Origin of the sequence: Mannheimia pernigra (assembly GCF_013377995.1) — a bacterium.
Lineage (GTDB): Bacteria > Pseudomonadota > Gammaproteobacteria > Enterobacterales > Pasteurellaceae > Mannheimia > Mannheimia pernigra.
Genome location: NZ_CP055305.1, coordinates 780732 through 801658 on the forward strand (window position 1 = coordinate 780732; position 20927 = coordinate 801658).

The window sequence follows — 20927 nt, forward strand, 5'->3', positions numbered from 1 at the left end:
TTATAAAAAGTTAGCAGTAGCTAGGGTATTTAGTTTTTCGCTTTCTGTGGCGTTTTCAGCGTGATTTATGCGATATATAACAGAACTAACTTGATTGATACTATCGACAAATGCAACGGGCAAATTGATGTTTAATGTCGTGTAGTTAATTTTAAATAATGTCCCTTTTGCCTGTCTTAGTTTAGAAATGTAACCATTTAAAAGAAGCTCAGACTGAAGTTGTTTGCCTGTTTCCCAACGGCAATTTAGGTGTTCACTGATTGCTTTTGCTCCTGCGTAGGTAATGCTGAAGGGTTGTTCTTTCGGGGTTTTAGGAATGCCATTAGCAAAACGATTTAAGACAAGCATAGCGGATAGAAGTCTAAAATCGCCTTTACTTGCAACGGATTTCAATAGAGAGAAGTCAGCTTGGAAATACTGACTATTATTTTTGATTTTTTTCTTCATACCTTTTAGCCTTTGCTTTTTGGTGATGTGGAGAGTGTAGTCACTGGCTAGATGATTTGCTCAATATGGCTGTAGTAAAAGCCGTTTTTGCTTTCTCGTTGTGTAACTTTAATTTGATATTCGTTGCCTTGAAATTGAGATACATCAATACCGTTATAAATCTGCTCAGGTGATAGCGGTTTGTGATTTAGACTTTGGACGATCTCAGTTAAGTTGCTATTAGGTTTTAGTATCGGGGTACAAGTTCGGGTTAATTTAACGCCTTGATATACTCCCCCGATGATTTCAAAGATGAACGCCATTCTTTCACCATATCCGCTTTGAATGGTCTTAATTTCAGCTAGTTTGGCGGGGTATCTACCGCTTTTGACAATATGATTTTTATTGCCTTTTACAATCATAGAAACGCTCCTGTAAGTATTTGAAAATGGTTAATATTTTACCATAAGTTCATATTTATTCGGTGTGAGATTTATAGATGGTTAGAGATTGATTTTTAGATGAAAGAGAGTAATATCAATGTTGAAGTTAAGAAGATAGTTTTTCATAAGAAGTCACTCCATTACCCCTAGTTGTGTATGGCTAGGGGTTTTTGTTTGACTGAATTAGTAAAAGTTTGCCTGTTTTGGGGTAAGTTTTCTTACCTGTTTTGGGTAAAAATGACTGAATAAAAGTCAACTTTTATCAGGGATCGTTTTTTAAGTTATTGCTTTCTAGCCATTCCGCCATTAGTGAGCCTTTTCTAAACTTCGGCAAGTGTTCGCCTCTTGCCTTGTGTGCTTGGACAAGCTGTTTCAGCCGATTAAATACCCTGTAATCATTCATCATTTCGCTTGCCCTTGCTCGCATTGAATGCGGTTTCATTGTGCCGGTATTCACTGCTTGATAGGCTTTTAGAATGTTGCCGCATTTCAGGTAAGCTAAGCAAAAGGCTTCTTGTTTTTCGGTTAGGGTTTCTGTTCGTATTCTTGGCATAGTGATTTCCTCAGTAGTGTTTCCCTACTTTTTCGGGAGTGCTTGCACCTTGCTACACATCAAAACGGCTTAAAATCTGCTGTGCTTGTTCGCTCGTGATAGCAATTTCATTTCTTAGCCCTGCTTTATGATTTAGCCACTCAATAACTTTTCGGGCTGTATGGCGGTCGGGTAGTTGGTAACGTGTGTAATATTTGCCGTTATCCGATATTGTGTTGTTATGCCATAGTTTCAGCCCTGTCTCTTGCTCAAATTGGCTGATATAGGTTCTTGGGCTAACAATGAAATGCTTAAACGTGCATTCGAGTTCAGACGTGCCATTCTCATTTAAAGCAACCTCTAACATCACTTTTTCGCCGTTGGTTTGTGTATGGTGTTTCTTCATTTTCCTGCCTTAATGTAGTGTTTAGTCCGCTTGTTTAATCGGCTTGTAGGGTGTCGGCTCAAATTCGCCTTTATCCACGTTAGCAACGTGTAGAGCAAATACTTTGCCCCATTTCTAAACGCTTTAAATTGCGTGTTTTGGTCGCTTGTTAGCGTTGTGCCGTTGGCTTTTAATTCCGCCATTAGCACTAAGCCCATTTTCAAACGGTCGGCTAGTTCGGTGCATTCTTCCGCCAGCACTTTTTTGAAGTGATAGCAGTCGGGGAAATCTTGCTTACAATGCTCAATAGCGATTTTGTTTAACGCAAATAAGCGGTTGGTTTGTGGGTAGGTTTTAAAGTTGGGTTTTAGGGTTTTCATTATGTTTATCCTGTTATCTGCAGCTCTGGTTCATCTGTAAAAATAATATTGATTTTTGAGGGTAGCTCTCGCAAATCGGCTTTTACCTCGTGAATTTGTTTATCTAGCCCTAAAATCTTTGCTTTCCCCATTGTTGCTTGTGTCATTGCGTTAGGGTTTTCTTTAGCTTTAGCAAGTGTTCTCGCTTCTTCAAGCTCAGTTAATAAGTCATCAACGGTTAATTTATGGCGTTCTGCGTGTTCGGCTTTCAATTCCTCAATTCTTGCCGTAATCTTGCCGTTGTCTAATAATTCTTTTGCTTTGCGGTTGATAGTTTCGGGTTTCATTCCCTCCGCTTCGTATGCTTGGCGATATGCCTCGCTTGCGTTACCTGTTTCAATATAGGTAAGGCAAAAAGCCTCTTGTTTTGGTGTGAGTTCTGTCATTCTTTCCCCTCCGCCATTCGTTTTTCAGCAAAGGCATAATCAACTTGCTTTCTGTAATCTTTGCTCATCATTTCTTTTGTGATTTCATTGCCGTGCCGGTCGATAAATGGGTTTGTTCGCTGTGGGTAGGGTAGTTTGTTGATTTCGCTCAATAGGTCATCATTCACTAATAAAGGCGTTGCCGTTAGTTGTTGATGATAGGCAATAACCGCTAGGGCTTCTAAAAAGCCTGTTGCCCCCGCCATTTCAATATTGATATGATCTTCAAGGTCAAGAGAAAGCACCCCAATAAAAAATGGGTTGCCGTTATCGTGGTATAGTCGTTCAATTCGGATATGCGGAAAATCTAAAAAGCTCAATGTTGCTTTGATAGGCTCATTCATTAGGGCAGTAATACCCGGTAAATTTAATTCGTGCTTTAATGTGTTTTTTGTTTTCATCTTGTTTAATTCTCCAGTCTGCCCGCCACTTTTCGCAGTTGTGCGAGCTGTTTTCTTAAAATACCTAGTGTGATTAAATCGTTTTCTATTGGCATTGTCTTATATTGCTTCTCTAGTGCCTCTATTCGCCTACCTAGCATTATTAAAAGCTCGGGCAAGGGGTAAGGCTCATTATCTGAATACAGGCTTAAAAACGTGAATAATGGCGTTTTAGTGCCTTTGTCATTATCTAGGTAGTGCCGGATAGCTAACCGCATTAAAACTGGATTTTGCTTGGCTGTAATGCACTTCATAGAACCGCCATTATTTTTTTATTGAATTTAGTAGATAAAATTTCAGTTAGTTTGGCTTTGCGTTGTTGGTAATTTAACAAGCCCATATCAAGCAATAGGCTGTTTGCTTGTTCTAAATATTCCAGCTTGAGTAGTTGCTCTGCATTAAGTGCGTTTCTTGTATCGCCTATGATGTTGTGAGCCTGTCGCCAGTGATGAACATTCATACCTAGTAACACTTCCATCAGCATTTTTGCTTCATTGGTGTAGTGGAATTTGCTTGTTGCCTTACCCTTTCTTTCTCTTGCTTGTTCAAGTGCGTTACACATTCGTTTGAATGGGGTTTTTACTGCTTCTCGGTCTTTATGCCATTGTTGGCGGTATTGAATAACATCATTGGGGGCAAGTTGTGATAGTCGTTCTTCGCATTGAATAAAGTATCTTCTAGCTAATTTCCCTTGCTCATTTTGCTCTAACATTGCTAATTCTTTAGCCATTGATACGGTCAGCAAATACTCATTGCGTTTACTTGCACCTCTAACGCCTTGTTTACGATTCATAATTTTATGAAATGTAAAATAATCCTTATTTTTCTCAAAGAACCCTGCTTCAATCGCTTTTACAATCCAGTCCGCAAAGTGCTGTTTGCTTTCTAAGAATTGCCATAATTGGCGACCATCAACTAATTGCTTGATTTCTCCTTGATGTTGTTGCGTAACAATCGGTAAGAATTCGGTTAATTGAGTGGCTGAATAATTTTCTGCTGTCATTGGCAACCTCCCTATACTGTTCTGCTATTCGCTAGCGATTGAATAAACGCATTAATTTCACTTTCGAGATAGCCGACCGAATTAGCCCCTAGCTGAATTTTCTTCGGGAAGTCAGGGCGATAGCGTTTTGATTTCGGGTTTTGCCAGTCTGAAAAGGTGGTTTTGCCTACGCCTAACTTTTGGCGAGCGATAAATGGGCGGATAATGCGAACATCATCAGCTAAGTGTGTGATAGTGCTTTCGGTCATTTATATTCCCCTATGCTGTTAAATTGAAATGCTTAAACCTTGAAAGGGTGTAAGCGGTTGCTATGGGAATATTTTGGGAATTTTGAGGAATGAAAATAGATTGAAAGGGTTTTAAAGGGGGGAGGGGTTTATCATAGAAAAAGGGTTAAACCCTTTTAGAATTTAACCCTTATATATTTGTTATTGCCTTGTGCTATAAGGTTTTAAAAGGGGTTGCCCCTTTTATGATTTTCTACCTATATAGCGAGCTTGTTCTGGTCTAGTGATTTTTTGAATAGCCTCTCTTATCGTCTTACTAACCTTTACATTATCGAAATTGTCTTCTATCCATTTTTCTATATGTTCCGCATTTGCTATCGTGTCAGGTTGAGATAAATCCGCATTTACCCAAAATCGATTAATTACATCAAAAATAGCTTTGATTGGCTCGGTTGTGTGTCCATAGATTGAGCGTTGCTCATAATCTACTATTTGAGTTTTTTGCATTTGAGCCTGTTTCAAGCTCTCAATTTCCGCTTTTAATCTTGCTATTTCCTCATCCTTGGAGGTGAGTTGTTGTATTAGTTCGCTGTTGTCTGCTGTTTGGGTGTTAATTTCTACCGCCTTATACGGTGGAACATTCCATAGTAAATTATAGGTTTGAGCATATCGTCTGATCGTATCGTGATTTAAAAAAATCTGGTTAAATCCATTTCTGTCCTTTTCTATTCTTGCTGTGATGTTTCCTGTTTCAGCAGATTGTTTGATGGCATTAAAAATAGTGTTGTATCTCGGATGTTCGTGAGCATTCCAGTCTTCAGGGTGCAAATCTAAAAATATGCATACAACATCGTGTAAATTTATTTCTGAATACATCGCATAATCATCTAAATGTGTTGTGCTGTTGTTTAGATTGATTTTAATACCTAAAGCCTGCTCTAATTCAGCTTTATTTAGTAGCGTTGTCTCAAAATCATTCTGATTAAATTGTGCCATTCTTACCTCCTAGAACGGTTGTTTGCATATATCTATAAAATGCAAATAAAAAACATCTTTTAAATCAATTGTTTATTAAAAATATTTAAATTTAAAAAATAAATTTGTAAATATAAACAGCAATTTGCATAGTTTTTTACACTCTATTTTGACACTTTTATTTGTTGATATTTTATACTTAAATTTGCAAAAATGTGAGGAATTTTATACACTCTTTCAAACTGAATAACAGCTTCTATTGACCTTATGAGATACCATCAAACCTTCATTTTAAGCTTCATTTCTTCAGCGATAGCAACCACCGCTTTCGCTAATACGCTTGATACTCAATTAAGCGGCATAGATGCTGCTCAACAACAACGCCAGCAACAGCATCAACAGGCACAAGCCGAACAATTACAAGCTCAACCCGATATTCGTCTCGATACATCTTCCTCTGAATCACTTTTACTCTCTCATACTGAATCACCCTGCTATCCTATCCATCAAATCACACTAACTGATTACGGTTCTTCTACCCTACAAAGTCAATTCCAATGGGCCTTTGATAAGGCTGCTCAAACATTAAAGCTTACGCTACCACACTGTTTTGGTGGTGAAGGTTTAGGCGTATTAATGAAACAAGTTCAAAACGAAATTATTGGCCGTGGTTATGTGACGACTCGTGTGGTGACTGAAGAACAAGATTTGAGAGGTGGAAAATTAGTTTTAACAGTTATTCCGGGTAAAGTGCGTAATACGATTGTAGCGGATAGTGGCAATGTACCTCGTTTTACGCGCTTACATGCTCTTACGGCTTTAACCTTTGATTCGGGTGACTTACTTAACATCCGAGATATTGAGCAATCTCTTGAAAATTTAAAACGTGTCCCCACAGCAGAAGCCAATATTGAGATTTTACCGAGTGAAGGGGATTTAGCCTCAGTCGGTGACAGTGATTTAAAAATCAGCTATGCACAAGCCTTTCCGTTTAGGCTGAATTTAGGGCTGGATGACGCTGGCTCAACATCCACAGGGAAATTACAAGCTTCTGCAACCCTTTCTGTAGATAATATTTTTTCAGCCAACGACCTGTTTTACACCTCATTTACCCACAGCCTCAAGCAAAAAGGCGATGATAAAGGTAGTCGTGCCAGCAAAAATCTAACATTGTATTACTCTATTCCGTTTGGCTATTGGAGTTTAGCTTTCTCTCACAACAAAAACCGTTATCACCAAGAAGTGTTTGGTGCTTTTGATAATAGCTATCGTTATTCAGGTGTAAGTGATAACGACAAACTCACGCTGTCTTATTTGCTTTATCGTGATAGCGTGCGTAAAACGACGATTTCCGCGTCACTTTGGTCTCGCCAATCGCAAAACTATATTGATGGTGCTGAAGTGGGCGTGCAAAAACGCCGAATGGCAGGGTGGGAAGGGGGTTTTTCTCACAAAGAATATTTAGGCAACGGCACGTTAGTGCTATCCGCTAATTATAAACGCGGAACGGGGGCACGCGGGCAGTTACAAGCGCCAGAAGAATTACGGGGAGAAGGCACATCTCGACCACAGATTATCACGGTATCAATTTCTTATGACAAACCGTTTATGTGGGGCAAACAACCGTGGCAATTTAACTCCAGTTGGCAGGCTCAATGGAATAAAACCCCTCTCATTTTGCAAGACCGCTTTTCGCTTGGTGGACGTTATACCGTGCGTGGTTTTGATGGCGAATTAACCCTTACAGGCGAACGCGGTTGGTTGTGGCGTAATGAATTAGCGTGGCAGGTCAATCGCCTAGGTCATCAACTTTATTTTGCTTTAGACAGCGGGCGGGTAATGGGTTGGTCAACTAAAAATCAGTTGGGGCATCATTTAATGGGGTCAGCATTAGGCTTGCGAGGCAATATCAAAGGGATGTCTTATGATGTTTTTGTGGGTAAACCTGTGCGTAAACCAGAAGGGTTTAGCACCTCCGATACCGTGGCAGGTTTTAATTTAAATTACCCTTTTTAATGACATAGGGTTTTATGTTTCTCGTAGGGTGGATTTACCCACTATTTCTACAACATAAAGGAATTGAATATGAACAAACAATGCTTTCGTGTGATTTTCAGCAAAACCTTACAACGCGTAGTGGTGACCTCTGAACTCGCAAAGTCTGAGGGTAAATCAACTGAAAAATCCCCTTTCACGTTTTTGCAACTTTTTGCCCATATCCGACCGCTTGTCTTTAGCTTATTTTGTGCCTTGGGCTTTGTGGCATTTTCAGATTCAGCGCTGGCGAATCTCATTATTCAAGCGGATAAATCCGCCCCTAAAAGTGAGCAACCCATTATTCTGCAAACCGCAAATGGTCTGCCTCAAATCAATATCCAAACCCCAAACGATAAAGGGCTTTCGCATAATAAATATTCAAAATTCGATGTCGATACCCGAGGGGTGATTCTCAACAACAGCCACACACACACTCAAACTCAATTGGCAGGCTATATTACCGGCAACCCTTACCTGGCACGCGGTGAGGCGAAAGTGATTTTAAATGAGGTGAATTCGTCCGACCCTTCTGTGTTAAAAGGCTATGTGGAAGTGGCAGGTAAAAAGGCGGAAGTGATTATTGCCAACCCGTCAGGCTTACATTGTGAGGGCTGCGGCATTATCCATTCAAACCGAGCAATCTTTACCACTGGCAAGCCACAGATTGTGAGTGGCAACCTTGAAAGTTTTGTGGTGGAAAAAGGCAAGGTAAGCGTCTCAGGCAAAGGAATGGATAATAGCCGTGTGGATTACACTGAAATTCTCGCCCGAGAAGCCGAGGTTAATGCAGGCATTTGGTCGAAAAAAGAGACTAACGTTATCACGGGTAAAAATACCATCAAGCGGTCAGAAAACGACAAAAATTTGCAAATTATCCACACAAAACAACCGCTTGCAGAAGAGGCTAAGCCACAATGGGCGATTGACGTGGGTGAGCTGGGCGGTATGTATGCGGGCAAAATTCATCTTATCGGCACGGAAAATGGCGTGGGTGTACGTAATGCGGGGCATATTGGTGCGAGTGCCGACACCCTGCAAATTGATAGCCAAGGGCGAATTGTCAATACCGGTACACTTAATGCAGCTAAACCAGTGACTTTAACTGCAAGTAATGGGATTGAAAACAAAGGCAAGATTGAAAATAAACAAGGCGATATCAAACTGAACAGTACTGCTAATATTAAGCAAGATGGCTCGATTGTTGCTCGTCATGGTAATATCCATAAAACAGCATCCTCTCAAATTACCCAGAATGGAGAATCTGTCGCTAAAGGTAGCATTACCTATCAAGCACCTAAAGTGAGAGCTTCAACCCAATCACTCATTGCAGCTGGTGTAGAAGTCAAAGATACTGCACAAGGTGAAGTGCGTTCTCTTGAACCCCATTCTGCTCAGGGAAAAGATATTACGGTTTCGGCCACGATAAAAGCAGCCTTACAGGGAAAAAATATTGCTTCAGGTAAGATCAATGTTCAAGGTTCAGAAATCGATCTTGATAATAGCCAAGCTTACGCTTACTCTGTGAATGTGTCCGCTCATCAAGGTCACATTCAAGCGAATAATGCAACGTTGATTGCAGATAAAACCCTATCATTAAGTACACCAACCGAACTCCAAACGCAACAAAGCTACCTTAAAGCAGAAAAAATCACTTCTCATCAAGGTTCGCTCAATACACAAAATGCAGTTTGGGAACAGACGGGCACGGATGAGCTGAAACTCTCGGTCAATGATCAACTTAAAAACCAAGGTGGTACCTTTAAAACACAAGGTGATTTAACCATTCATTCCCAGGGAATGGATAATCGACAAGGTCGATTATTGGCAAATGGTAAATTATTTGTTAATGCTGGAACAAGTCAAATTGATACGACAAATGGCGTAATGCTATCTAATCATAGTCTTTCGATTAATTCTGGTGAGGTCATTAATGATGAAGGTTTAATTCAATCTAATCAAAATGTTGCTATTAATACTCAGGGACAAAACCTATCTAATAAGCAGACGTTAACAGACACTCAAGATAAAGGGATTGTAGCACTTGGTAAGCTGAATATTCAGTCTGCAAATATTACCAACCAACAAGGGCGTATTGTCAGTGTAGGGAATCAAACTCTTAATGTTACAAATATCGATAATCAACAAGGCTTGATTTACTCTCAAGAAAATTTGGCTTTAAATGCTAAAAACCTCACTAATGATCAAGGGGGCATTCGTTCTGCTAAGCAGGCAGATATGACATTATCAGGTAATTTCAATCAGCAAAATGGTACTCTCCAAGCAGAGAGATTAAACTTAACTGCAAACTCACTGAGTTCAACCAATCAAAGTTTAATTTTTGCTGATAATCTGGATATTACAACATCAGCAGAATTAAGTAATAAAGATAGCCGAATTATTTCGAAGTTTGATGGCAATATTAAAGCAGGAAGTACGTTAGATAATACGAGTGGAACTATTGGTAGCAAGCAAAGCTCTTTAAAGATTGATACTAATAATCATAGTCTAGAAAATGAAAAAGGACGTATTGTTGCTGCTAAAAATATTATTATTAACAGCGGAGTTATTGAAAATAGTCAGGGCTTAATCTCTGCAAATAACATTACGCTTAATAGCAATAGTCAATCAATTAACAATCAAGATACACTATTGGAAAATCAGAGTGATAGAGGAATTATCGCTCAGAATGCATTGACGATAAATACAGGCTCTCTGAATAACAATAATGGCAATATTCTTTCACGAAAAAATAGTACAGTAAATACTACGTCACTCGTTAATAATCAGGGTGAAATGCGTACACAATCACAGCTTAATTTAAATACCAATACACTCTTACAGAATACAGGTTTAATTACTGCGAATATTGTCAATTTAGTTGCTGATTCCATTAAATCAAACAAACAGAGTGAAATCAGTGGTAATCAAGTGAATGTGACTGCACAAACCCTTAACAATCAAGGGAGTAAATTGATTGCACAACACTCCGCACACGTTGATGTAAAACAGGGGATTCAGAACCAAAATGGTGTACTTGCTAGCCTCGGGGAAAGACTGACTATTAATAGTCACCAATCTGATCTCAATAATGTAAAAGGTCTTATTTCAGCACAAAATGGTACACTGAACTTAGACACTAATACTCTTAATAATCAACAGGGTGCTATTCGTGCAAAAACAGCAGGGGTTACAACATTACAAACCTTAGATAATCGCAATACGCTTTCAGATAAGCATCAAGGTATTGTAGTAACAGATTTAACCTTGAATGCTAAACAACTTGATAACCAAGACGGGCGAGTTGCAGTATTGAATCATGCTACACTTCAAGTCTCTGATATCCAAAATCAGTCAGGTGAAATTCTAGTGGTTAATGATGGTTTGTTGAAGGCAAATAAAATCAATAACCAAATAGGTCAAATTGTTTCTACATCTGCTAATTTAACTATTACTACACAAACAGCACTAAATAATCGACAAGGAATAATTGGTGCAGAGAACCAGCTTACATTGACGAGCAAAGGCTTGGACAACCAACAAGGTAATATCACCTCATCAAATCAGTTAGTAATTAATACTGCTCAACAACAGATTGATAACCAATATGGTCTAATCTTCTCTAAAAATCAGGCTAGTATTCGTTCAGGTGAAATGAATAATCAGAACGGTCTTATTCGTGCAGATAATTCACTTTTAATTGATGTTAACCAAAATTTAATTGATAACCGGAATACTCAAGATGTCGCAAAAGGGATTATTGGATTGGGTCGTGTGGTTTTACAAGGCGTAACCACTCTGCTTAATCAACAAGGTAAGCTCTATGGTGGAAGCGAGCTTAACATTACTGCTGTAGAGAGTTCACAAAATCAACAAGGCATTATTCAAAGTAACGGTAAGTTAACCTTATCAACCAAAGTACTTGATAACCAAGAAGGTAAACTCTCTTCTTCTAGTGCAAATATTAATGCACAAACAATCAATAACCGTGCGACATCTCATAATGGTTCACTCATTTATGCAGATAAATTAACACTTAGCACGGAACAACTTGATAACCAAGGCACAAAAGCAAAAGGTAATACTCCGACACAAGGTATTCAAGGGAAAGATATTACTTTAAAAGCCTCATTATTCAATAACCAACAGGGGGGCGTTTATAGTTCGAATAATGTCTCTATAACTTCAAATAATCGTTTAGATAATCAGGAAGGGGAATTATTAGCTGTTAATACAGTAAATGTATTAAATCGTGGTAATTTAACAGTAAATAATGATAAAGGGCTAATTCAAGGTAATAAAACCGTTAATTTAAATGCAAAAAGCTTGGAATCTGAAGGAAATATTAGAACTAAAGGTGACTTAAATATTACTTTAAAAGATAGCTTTATTTTAAATAATGCTTTTGAAGCTGGCAATCTCACTCTTAAAACAGATGGGAATTTCACTAATAATACTGAGCAGACAATTGCGAATAAAATGACAATTTCAGCAAATAACATTGTGAATAACGCCAATTCAGAACTTTCATCAAATGAGACAACGCTTAATTCAAACGCTTTAACGAACCGAGGTTTAATTGACGGGGTAAAAACCTTAATCAATAGTATTGCTGTAACCAATATCGGTACAGGAAAAATCTATGGCGATCATGTGGCATTTAATTCCTCTACGGTCGAAAATTTAGCTGAAACGGTAGATGGGGAAACTAAAGCGGGTACGATTGCTGCAAGAGAAAGATTAGATTTTGGTGTTGAAAAACTGATTAACCGTGATCACTCACTGATTCTTAGCTTAGATAAACTTTCAATTGGTGGACAATTAGATGAAAACCATCACGCAACAGGTAAAGCAGATTTTGTAGATAATGGGAGTGCAACTATTGAGGCTTTTGGAGACGGTAAAATCAATACAACTCATTTATTAAATCAAGATCTCTATGTAAAAACAGGGATTGATACTCAAGTTGAAAATATTGTTGAGCATGCATTAGGCAAGAATTCCAACCGTTATCGAGAAGGACGAGATGGTTATTATAATATTAATAATGGCTCTAGAAACCCAAATTCTTATTTTCAATTAAAGAATGGTACGAGAATTGAGGGATTTGGTTGGTATTCTTGGTTTTATAATCAAACAACGAATACAACAACATTAGAATATACGGATCCAGCTAAAATCGCTATAGGTGGTTCATTGGAATTAGATGGGGAAGATCTTCATAATAAATATAGTCATTTATTAGTAGGTAAACAACTTTGGCTAGGAGATACGGTTTTTGATAAAAATCGTCAAAATAGTCCATTAGATGGAGGTAGAGTAAAACTGCATAATGAAGATATTATAGGTGAAATTAATCGTCAAGATAATGGCACTTATAGAATTGAATACCGTGTTCGTAAGAAAAAAGGAAGAAAAGGTCATTACCACTACCACCATAATGGATTGGAATATGGACCTTATGATCACCCAGTTGAACATTTTTCATTTAATCGCGTACTTAATACTATTGGTACTCCAATTACATCTAATGCAGCTGTTGATGGTAAAACAAAAGTAAAAGATATTCAGCTAGATACCGTATCGGTCGTGTCGAATAATGTAGATAAACCGAATGCGATTTCTATTGGGAAGGCTTCATTAGACTCTTCTATTGGTACTACTACAGAAATTACGTTTACTCCGACTATTGATAACCATAATATTATCAGTTCAGGACAAGTCATAGCTAAATTACAAACAACTATTGATAAATTTGGCGCTGAGGATATCTCTAATATGACTATGCCGATGGTAAAAACTCATCTTCCAGATGTTCGTTTACCACAAGCCAGCCTTTATAAAATCAATCCAGATTCACCAAACGGTTATCTGGTCGAAACCGATCCTAAATTTACCGACCGCAAACAATGGCTGAGTTCAGACTATATGTTTGAACAGCTCCGTCACAACCACGATAATGTACATAAACGCTTGGGCGATGGTTTCTATGAACAGCGTTTAATTAACGAACAAATTAACCAACTGACTGGTCGCCGTTTTATTCAAGGCTATAACAATGATTTAGAGCAATACAAAGCGTTAATGAACAGTGGCGTAAAATATGCCAAAGCGTTTAATTTATCTGTGGGGGTCGGTTTAACGGCGAAACAGATGTCAGAATTGACAACAGATATGGTGTGGTTGGTCAATAAAGAAATCACACTGGCTGATGGACGAAAAGTAACAGCCCTTGTGCCACAAGTGTATTTGGTTGCCCGCAATAGTGACATTACTTCCCGAGGTGCAGTGATTTCAGCCAATCAAATTATCGGTAATGTTGATAATCTCCAAAATAGTGGCGTGATTGCCGGCTTAGATTTAACTCGCTTACACAGTAATCAACTGGAAAATCGAGGCACGATTTTGGGTGATACGGTGGATTTATCGGCTAAACAAAACCTGGTTAACTTAAGTGGTAAGATTGAAGCGGTGAAAGATTTATCCCTTTATGCAGGCAAAAATCTCGAAATCAGCTCTACCCTCTCATCAAGTCAAAGTGCTGACGGCAATTTTGCCCGCACGGTGTTAGACCAACTCGCTTCGGTCAAAGTCACCGGTGAAGGTGGACGTTTAATTTTACACAGTGGCGATAACCTCACGATAAAAGCCGCTAATATTGAAAGCCAAGGCAACTTAAAAGCGATAGCGGATAAGGCGTTGAGTATTACTACGCTGAACGTAAGCAACAAAGAACACTACAACGGCAATGCGGATAACTACTATCGTTTAGACCAACAAGGTGAAATTGGCTCAACCCTGAGAGGTAAAGACGGTGTTCGCCTAGTCGGAATAGAAAATACTACGCTTCGCCAAGCCACGGTGAGCAGCGAAAGCGGTGAAACCTTTGTTGGCTCAAAAGGTGATGTGCGTATTGAATCAGGCGAGCAATCCGAGCAATTAGCCAGCAGTTCGAAAGGCAGTACCAAAGGTTGGTTTAGTAAAACCACTGAAACCCGCCGTCATTACCACGATACCACGGAAAATATCGGCAGTAAGATAGACGGCAATCATGTCACGCTCTACTCGGAAACTGGCAAAGTTGATATTCACGGCTCTGCGGTGGTGGCCGATAAACAGCTAGTGATTGATAGTAAAGAAGGGGTAAATATTACCTCTGCCACCAATACGCATTATGCGGAAGATGAACACATTAAAACGAAAAGCGGTTTAATGGGGACAGGTGGAATTGGTGTTAGTGTGGGCAAGAAGAAAGAACAGATTGAACAAGACTATATCCAAGAAAGTGCGGCACGCAGTCAGGTGGGGAGTTTATCGGGCGATACAATAATCCGCACAGACGGACATTACCAACAAACCGGCAGCGTCGTGACCTCCCGAGACGGTGATGTAGATATTACCGCCAAATCAGCCAACATTACGGCAGCACGTTCAGATTACGAGAGTAACTACAAACACACAATGGAGCAGAAAGGATTAACGATAGCCTTAACTGGTGCAGTTGCTTCAGCAATACAAGCGGTTGATTCTACGCTGAAATCTGCAAAAACGGTTGGTGATAGCAAAAACAACCGTATTAATGCAATGGCGGCAGCAAATACAGGGTTTGAGGCAATGCGAGCGGCGGATCAAATAATGAAAATCAATGAAGCCCTATCTAACGGCTCTGCTACAGGAGGAGCGGTTGGAATAAGCATTACTTACGGACAGCAAAAATCGGTACAAACGCAACACAGCGAGGGCAATACGGCGGAAAAAAGTCAAATTAATGCAGGAGGTAAAGTGAATATTCAAACGACAGGAGCAGGTAAAGATTCGCATATCACTATTGCAGGTTCAGATGTTGCTGGTTTAGGTGGTACGCATTTAAAAGCGGACGGCAAAGTCAGTATTGAAGCGGCAGATGAAAACCATCTTGAACGCAGTAAAAACAAATCAAGCGGCTTTAATGTAGGCGTTGCGATTCAATTCGGTAATGGGGTATCGGCAGGGATAACCGCAGGTGGAAACGTAGCAAAAGGCTACGGTAACGGCGAAAGTCAGGCTTGGGTTGCAAGTAAAGTGGGCGATAAAAACAGCACGACCACGATAGAAAGCGGAAGTGATACCAATATTATCGGTTCACAGGTACAAGGCAAAAGAGTAACTGTTAATGCAGAAAATCTGAATATCCAAAGTTTGCAAGATACAGCGAAATATGAAGGCAAACAGGAAAGTATGCAAGGGCAAGTAACCGTAGGCTATGGTTTTTCAGCGAGCGGTAGTTACAATAAATCGAAAGCTAACTCAAATTATGCGGGAGTAAAAACGCAAGCAGGGATATTTGCCGGAGATGAGGGCTATGATGTCGATATTCGTAACCATACCGATTTAAAAGGTGGAACAATCACTTCCACAGAACAAGCTGAGCAAAACGGAAAAAATCAATTTGCTACGAATACACTGACTTATCAGGATATTTATAATCATTCGGATTATTCGGCAAAAGGTTTTGGCTTGAATGGAGGATTTAGCGTAAGCGGAGGGGAAGCCCCGAAAGAGATTGCAGGGGTTAAACTTCAAGAAATCGGCACAAACCACAGCGACGGCTCATCAAAAGTAGAGATGAGCGGTGTTGCCGGAGCTGTTTCACAAGGCAACTGGGGCGTTGCGAAACTGGCAACGGCATTCTTAGGGCAAGTGAGTGATAAAGGTAGTGAAAGCGGTATCACAACGGCTTCAATTAATACGAAAAACATTACCATTCGAGATGAACAAGCTCAACAGCAATTAACCGGCAAAACAGCGGAAGAAGCTGTAAAAGAAATTAATAAAACCAATATTCATCAAGAAGTAAATAAAGTGGATATTGAACAAATAAAAGCTGATGTCGAGCGGGATTTAAAAACGGCAACGGATTTTGTGAAAAATCTTCATAAGACGGGTGATGATATTTATTACAACATTGAGAAAAAAGAAGACAATATTTTCGTAAAAGAAAAAAGAGCGGCTAATTGTGAAAGTGTTGAATGTATTCAATACAGAGAGCTTGATGTCAATAATCTTGAAGTACCCAAAACAAAAGAAGAAGCAGAGCAATTAGCAAGAATGTATGCTCACGGCATTATGAATAAAAATGATGATGACCGCTTGCAAGGTGCAATTCAGTATGGCGGAAAAGATTATTTAGAAAATGATGTATTAGTGGTAAGAAAACCTTATACATCACTTCAATCAGAACTGACTTATACTGTGTTTGAACGCCTAAGAGCGGGATTAGATATGCCTAGTATCTTCGGAGCTTCAAATGCCAGCAGAGAACAAGCAAAAGTTTGGGGATTATTGGAAGAATACAACCGAAATAATCCTAATGATCAAGTTGATCTCAAACATCTCTCACACAGTTTGGGCGTGTCAAGCAGTAAAAATGCGATGAACTGGGCAAATTATAAAGGGATGAAATTTAATAATACGACATTAACCGCTAACACAGTAGGTACATCCTACCCGATGATAAATAAAACCATTGGAGGTAGATTATCTTTTGGTTTATATGATCAAGGTTATACAGAGAAAGCATCCTCTCTATTTAGAGATGGGAAAGTCGAATATGCGGTAGCACCGGGAGATATTGTTGGTACAGGACTAGGATTACCATATTTACCAGGCAGTTGGAGTATTGGAATAGGTAACACTAATACAACTGGAGATAATTTTTCAAGAGTACCAGGTGGAATTTTAACTGGGGATCATAATACTGCTTATTATAAAGATGAAACAGTAATTAATTTCTTAAATACTGGTGATAAAGAAAAAGAAATAAAAGAAATAAAAGATTATCACTATAAGATATGGGGAGGAATTGGACCTAAGACAGAAAGTATCAATTTGAATAGAAATAAGGATAGCAAGTAATGAAAAATAAAATTCTTTTACTATCTTTCCTATTATCTGGTTGTTATTTGGCAAATGGCTCTCCAAATGAAAGCAATTATTGGGTTAAAGATAACAATAAAATTTCATATACAGATAAGAAAAAATGTAAAGATGAAGTTCATGGAACATTTGATGAAAGATTTTTTTATTTATTAAATAAATTTGATAATGATTATCTTAACCTAAGAAAAAATGTTGAGGAATATAAGGAGTTTGAAGTATATCTAGAAAAAGAAAGTCAGCTTATTAGTCAGTGTTATTATGCTCTTGGTTATCGCTTTAAAGCTCCACTATATTGGTGTATGGCACAGGACGGAGATAATACTAAGACTTGTATGGAAAATATGAAGTATAGGAATTAGGAATGATTTTTCTTATGAGATCACCGCAGCACGTTCAGATTATGAGAGTAATTATAAACGGGCGATGGAGCAGAAAGGTGTGACGATTGCGGTCAATATTCCTGTGGTACAGGCAATACAAGCGGTCGAAAAAACCGTAAATTCTGCAAAATCGGTGGGTAGCAGTAAAAACGACCGAATCAACGCATTAGGGGCGGTGAATGCCGGTTTTGAGGCGTGGCGAACCGCAGAGCAAGTGGGCAAGTTAGCCGAAGCCATGGGGCAAAACCCAGCACAAGCCCTCAGCCAAGATGTGAGCGTATCGATAACCTATGGCGAGCAAAAAAGTGTCGAAACCCAACATAGCGAAGGGAACAAGGCAGAGAAAAGCCAAATTAACGCCGGCGGTAAGGTCAATATCAAAACCGAAGGCGGCGGTAAAAACTCAACCTTAACGATTGCAGGTAGCGATGTCTCAGGCAAAGGCGGTACACATCTGAAAGCTGAAGGCGATGTGAATATTTTAGCCGTGGATGAAAATCACCTTGAACGAAGTAAAAACAAATCTAGCGGCTTTAATGCCGGTGTTGCAATCAGCTACGGCTCAAGCGGTTTTGCGTTTGGTGTCACGGCAGGTGGCAATGTGGCGAAAGGTTATGGCAATGGCGAAAGCCAAGCGTGGGTGGGTAGCCAAGTGGGCAGCCTAGATAGCCGCACTACGATTGAAAGCGGAGGCGATGGCAAAATTATCGGCTCACAGGTGAAAGGCAAGTCGGTCAAAGTGAATGCGAAAAACCTGAATATCCAAAGCCTGCAAGATACAATGAAGTATGAAGGCAAGCAGGAAAGTGCCAGCGGACAAGTGACGGTGGGCTATGGGGCTTCAGGCAGTGCGAGTTACAGCAAATCGAAAATGAGTGCAGATATGGCAACAGTCGGTCAGCAGGCAGGGATATTTGCCGGGGATGAGGGGTATGATATTGATATCCAAAACCATACGGAACTGACGGCAGGTTTAGTGACATCAACAGAAAAAGCCGAAGCGGAAGGTAAAAATCGTTTTAGTACAGGCACGCTGAATGTCACGAACTTGGACAATCACGCTAACTACAAAGGCAGTAGCGTGGGAGTCAGTGCGAGTGTGGCAGCAAATTTTGATACGCCGTTAGGGGATAAAGGACAAGTACAGAGTTCTAAAACAGTCAAAGATGAAAGCGGCAACCCGGTTTTAGCCACGGGTGCAGAGTCATTACAAGCCGGGGTGAATGTAGGTTACGGTTCGGATAAAGACAGCCAATCAAGCCAAACAACATCCGGCATTAACACACAAAACCTGATAATTCGAGGCGAGCAAGCCCAGCTTGAGAAGACAGGGAAAACAGCAGCACAAATGAAAGAGGAGGTAAAAACCGATATTACAACAGATAGTGCTGAAAGCCATTCAGGTAAACTTGAAAACCGTTTTGACAAAGATAAGTTGCAAAAAGAGCTGGATTATCAGGTTAAAGCGACACAAGAGTTTCAAACCATCACGCTGGCAACTATCAATGAAAAAGTGGCGACTCACGCTGAAAGTAAACGAGCAGAGGCAGAAAAAGCCAAAGCCGCAGGCAATCTTGCCAAAGCCAAAATACTGGAAAACGAAGCGGAGAAATGGGAAACCGGTGGAGCTTACCGACAAGGAGTCGATGCGATAACGAATGCAATCGGCTTAGCCTTAGGCGGCAGCCCAACAGCAGGGGTAATCGCAGGGGCAGCATCTCCGTACATCAACACACAAATCAAACAGGCAACAGAGGGCAATGAACAAGCGAACTTGATAGCTCACGCAATATGGGGAGCGGTGGAAGCTTACACGCAAGGCGGTAAAGCCGGTACAGGTGCTGCGGCAGCGGTGACGGGCGAAGTGGGGGCGAAACTGATTTCAGAACAGGTGTTTGGTAAATCTCCTGAAAATCTAACGGAAGCAGAAAAACGGACAGTATCGGAACTAAGCCAAGTTGCAGCAGGATTGGCTGGTGGATTATCGTCAAGTGGAGGAAGTTCATTATCTACAGCCCAAGCAGTGAAAACCGGGCAAGGGATTGGGAAAAATGCGGTCGAGAATAATACTTTTGGTGATATTCATCCTTCAGATGATAGAAAACAAAGTATTGAATCTATAGCAAAGGCAATGTTTAAGGGCGATGAAGAAAAAGCAGAAGCCTATTATGATGGGACGAAACGAGGTGAAGCAAAAGCCTTAGTTGAAGGAGTGAAAGGCACAATAGAGGCAATTCAACACTTTGACGAAACAATGGTAACGATTGCCGATGCCTTGAGTAATCTAAAGGAAACTGTTCAGAAAGTAGTGATTTCTCTTGAAGAGTTAAATGCCCGTATCAATTCAGCATTAGAGACTAATCCGGCAGAGGCTGGTGAATTGATGGGATATTTACAATCTCAAGGGAAAGCAATACAAGCTCCAACTGTGATTTTAACTGGTGAGATCGCTAATAAGCTTATAAGGTTAAAAAAATCAAATATAGGATATTTACCTAATAATTTTGCTGACAGCAAGAAATTAAATGATCATTTTAATAAACATCATGCAGAATTTGGAAAGTTATATTCTTCTCCTGAGGAGTATTTAGAAGGAGCAAAGACGGTAATTAAAAATGGTTATAAAGTATCTTATGAATATAAAGGAGAAAATAGATATGGCTATGTATTATATATAGGCAATACTAAAAAAGGAGACTCCAAGTTCGCATTTGTTGGGACAAACAATAAAAATGAAATTACCACATATCATATCGAAAGTGGAAAAGACTTTTGGAAAATGATAAATAATGATAAAAATCTTAAGTTGATTAATCCTGTAAAGTGAGATTATTATGAATTACGAAGTGATTATTAAAGAAAATAATGATTACGATGTTATTATTGAAGTGAACAATGTAGAGATCATTTGTTTTTCCAGTAAAGGATTAAAAGCTAAGGAAGGAGATATTATTTTTGTTGAGATAACTCCTTTTTGTGATTTTGAAATTTACTTATCAAGTAGTGTAAATAGAACAATAGAACATATATCGGGTTATCAATATAAAATAACAGGAATTTTAGATATTGATAAAGGAGGAGTTGATTCATTATTCTTTATTGAGCTAGAAGAGCTATATGATTATGGCTTTTTAGATAAAAAAATGGTAGAGGTACATATATTAAGATTTAATATATATCAATCATAATCTATGACAATAGAAAAATTTCTCCCGATAGCACTAGCGTCCATGCTAGTACTATGCCGGCACGCTCACAACTAGCTCGTAGGTTGGGTTGAGCCTGCGAAAACCCAACGTAATGAATAAATACTTGTTGGG

The 20927-nt window shown here is 39.4% G+C and carries 16 protein-coding genes; 5 read left to right on the plus strand and 11 right to left on the minus strand.

What is annotated here, in order from left to right; genetic code table 11:
• The 11 genes from HV560_RS03850 to HV560_RS03900 all read right to left on the minus strand — a co-directional run bounded on the left by HV560_RS03850 (position 1) and on the right by HV560_RS03900 (position 5296).
• Positions 1–447, minus strand: coding sequence for a hypothetical protein (locus HV560_RS03850; protein ID WP_176812185.1), 447 nt, complete (start codon positions 445–447; stop codon positions 1–3).
• Between the two features lie 47 nt (positions 448–494).
• Entirely contained in the window at positions 495–848 is a 354-nt protein-coding gene (locus HV560_RS03855; RefSeq protein ID WP_176812186.1) for a hypothetical protein, read from the minus strand.
• A 283-nt stretch (positions 849–1131) separates the two neighbouring features.
• Entirely contained in the window at positions 1132–1422 is a 291-nt protein-coding gene (locus HV560_RS03860) for a terminase small subunit (RefSeq protein ID WP_176812187.1), read from the minus strand.
• 52 nt (positions 1423–1474) lie between these two features.
• Positions 1475–1807 carry a hypothetical protein gene (locus HV560_RS03865; RefSeq protein WP_176812188.1) on the minus strand — a complete coding sequence of 111 codons (333 nt, stop codon included), beginning with the start codon at positions 1805–1807 and terminating at the stop codon, positions 1475–1477.
• Complete coding sequence (locus HV560_RS03870) at positions 1804–2166, minus strand: hypothetical protein (protein ID WP_238348731.1); 363 nt, start codon at positions 2164–2166, stop codon at positions 1804–1806. Before HV560_RS03870 ends, HV560_RS03865 begins: the two co-directional genes overlap by 4 nt.
• A 5-nt stretch (positions 2167–2171) precedes the next feature.
• The gene (locus HV560_RS03875; RefSeq protein ID WP_176812189.1) at positions 2172–2591 is read right to left on the minus strand and encodes a terminase small subunit; all 420 of its coding nucleotides are present in this window, start codon (positions 2589–2591) and stop codon (positions 2172–2174) included.
• On the minus strand, positions 2588–3031 hold the full coding sequence (locus HV560_RS03880; RefSeq protein ID WP_176812190.1) for a hypothetical protein: 444 nt from the start codon (positions 3029–3031) through the stop codon (positions 2588–2590). Before HV560_RS03880 ends, HV560_RS03875 begins: the two co-directional genes overlap by 4 nt.
• 5 nt (positions 3032–3036) lie before the next feature.
• Complete coding sequence (locus HV560_RS03885; RefSeq protein WP_238348732.1) at positions 3037–3324, minus strand: hypothetical protein; 288 nt, start codon at positions 3322–3324, stop codon at positions 3037–3039.
• Positions 3321–4073, minus strand: coding sequence for an antA/AntB antirepressor family protein (locus HV560_RS03890; protein ID WP_176812191.1), 753 nt, complete (start codon positions 4071–4073; stop codon positions 3321–3323). Before HV560_RS03890 ends, HV560_RS03885 begins: the two co-directional genes overlap by 4 nt.
• Positions 4074–4084: 11 nt before the next feature.
• Positions 4085–4321, minus strand: coding sequence for a helix-turn-helix transcriptional regulator (locus HV560_RS03895; RefSeq protein ID WP_238348733.1), 237 nt, complete (start codon positions 4319–4321; stop codon positions 4085–4087).
• A gap of 222 nt (positions 4322–4543) precedes the next feature.
• Positions 4544–5296: a hypothetical protein gene (locus HV560_RS03900; RefSeq protein WP_176812192.1), complete on the minus strand. Its 753-nt coding sequence runs from the start codon at positions 5294–5296 to the stop codon at positions 4544–4546.
• Positions 5297–5542: 246 nt separating this feature from the next.
• Here HV560_RS03900 and HV560_RS03905 point away from each other — a divergent pair, with 246 nt between their 5' ends.
• From HV560_RS03905 to HV560_RS03925, 5 genes are all read left to right on the plus strand, one after another.
• The gene (locus tag HV560_RS03905) at positions 5543–7291 is read left to right on the plus strand and encodes a ShlB/FhaC/HecB family hemolysin secretion/activation protein (protein WP_176812193.1); all 1749 of its coding nucleotides are present in this window, start codon (positions 5543–5545) and stop codon (positions 7289–7291) included.
• Between the two features lie 69 nt (positions 7292–7360).
• Positions 7361–17203, plus strand: coding sequence for a two-partner secretion domain-containing protein (locus HV560_RS03910; protein WP_238348734.1), 9843 nt, complete (start codon positions 7361–7363; stop codon positions 17201–17203).
• The gene (locus tag HV560_RS03915; RefSeq protein ID WP_176812194.1) at positions 17203–17586 is read left to right on the plus strand and encodes a hypothetical protein; all 384 of its coding nucleotides are present in this window, start codon (positions 17203–17205) and stop codon (positions 17584–17586) included. Before HV560_RS03910 ends, HV560_RS03915 begins: the two co-directional genes overlap by 1 nt.
• Positions 17587–17650: 64 nt before the next feature.
• The gene (locus tag HV560_RS10340; RefSeq protein WP_238348735.1) at positions 17651–20434 is read left to right on the plus strand and encodes a hemagglutinin repeat-containing protein; all 2784 of its coding nucleotides are present in this window, start codon (positions 17651–17653) and stop codon (positions 20432–20434) included.
• Positions 20435–20441: 7 nt separating this feature from the next.
• The gene (locus HV560_RS03925) at positions 20442–20795 is read left to right on the plus strand and encodes a hypothetical protein (RefSeq protein ID WP_176812195.1); all 354 of its coding nucleotides are present in this window, start codon (positions 20442–20444) and stop codon (positions 20793–20795) included.
• Positions 20796–20927 lie beyond the last annotated feature (132 nt).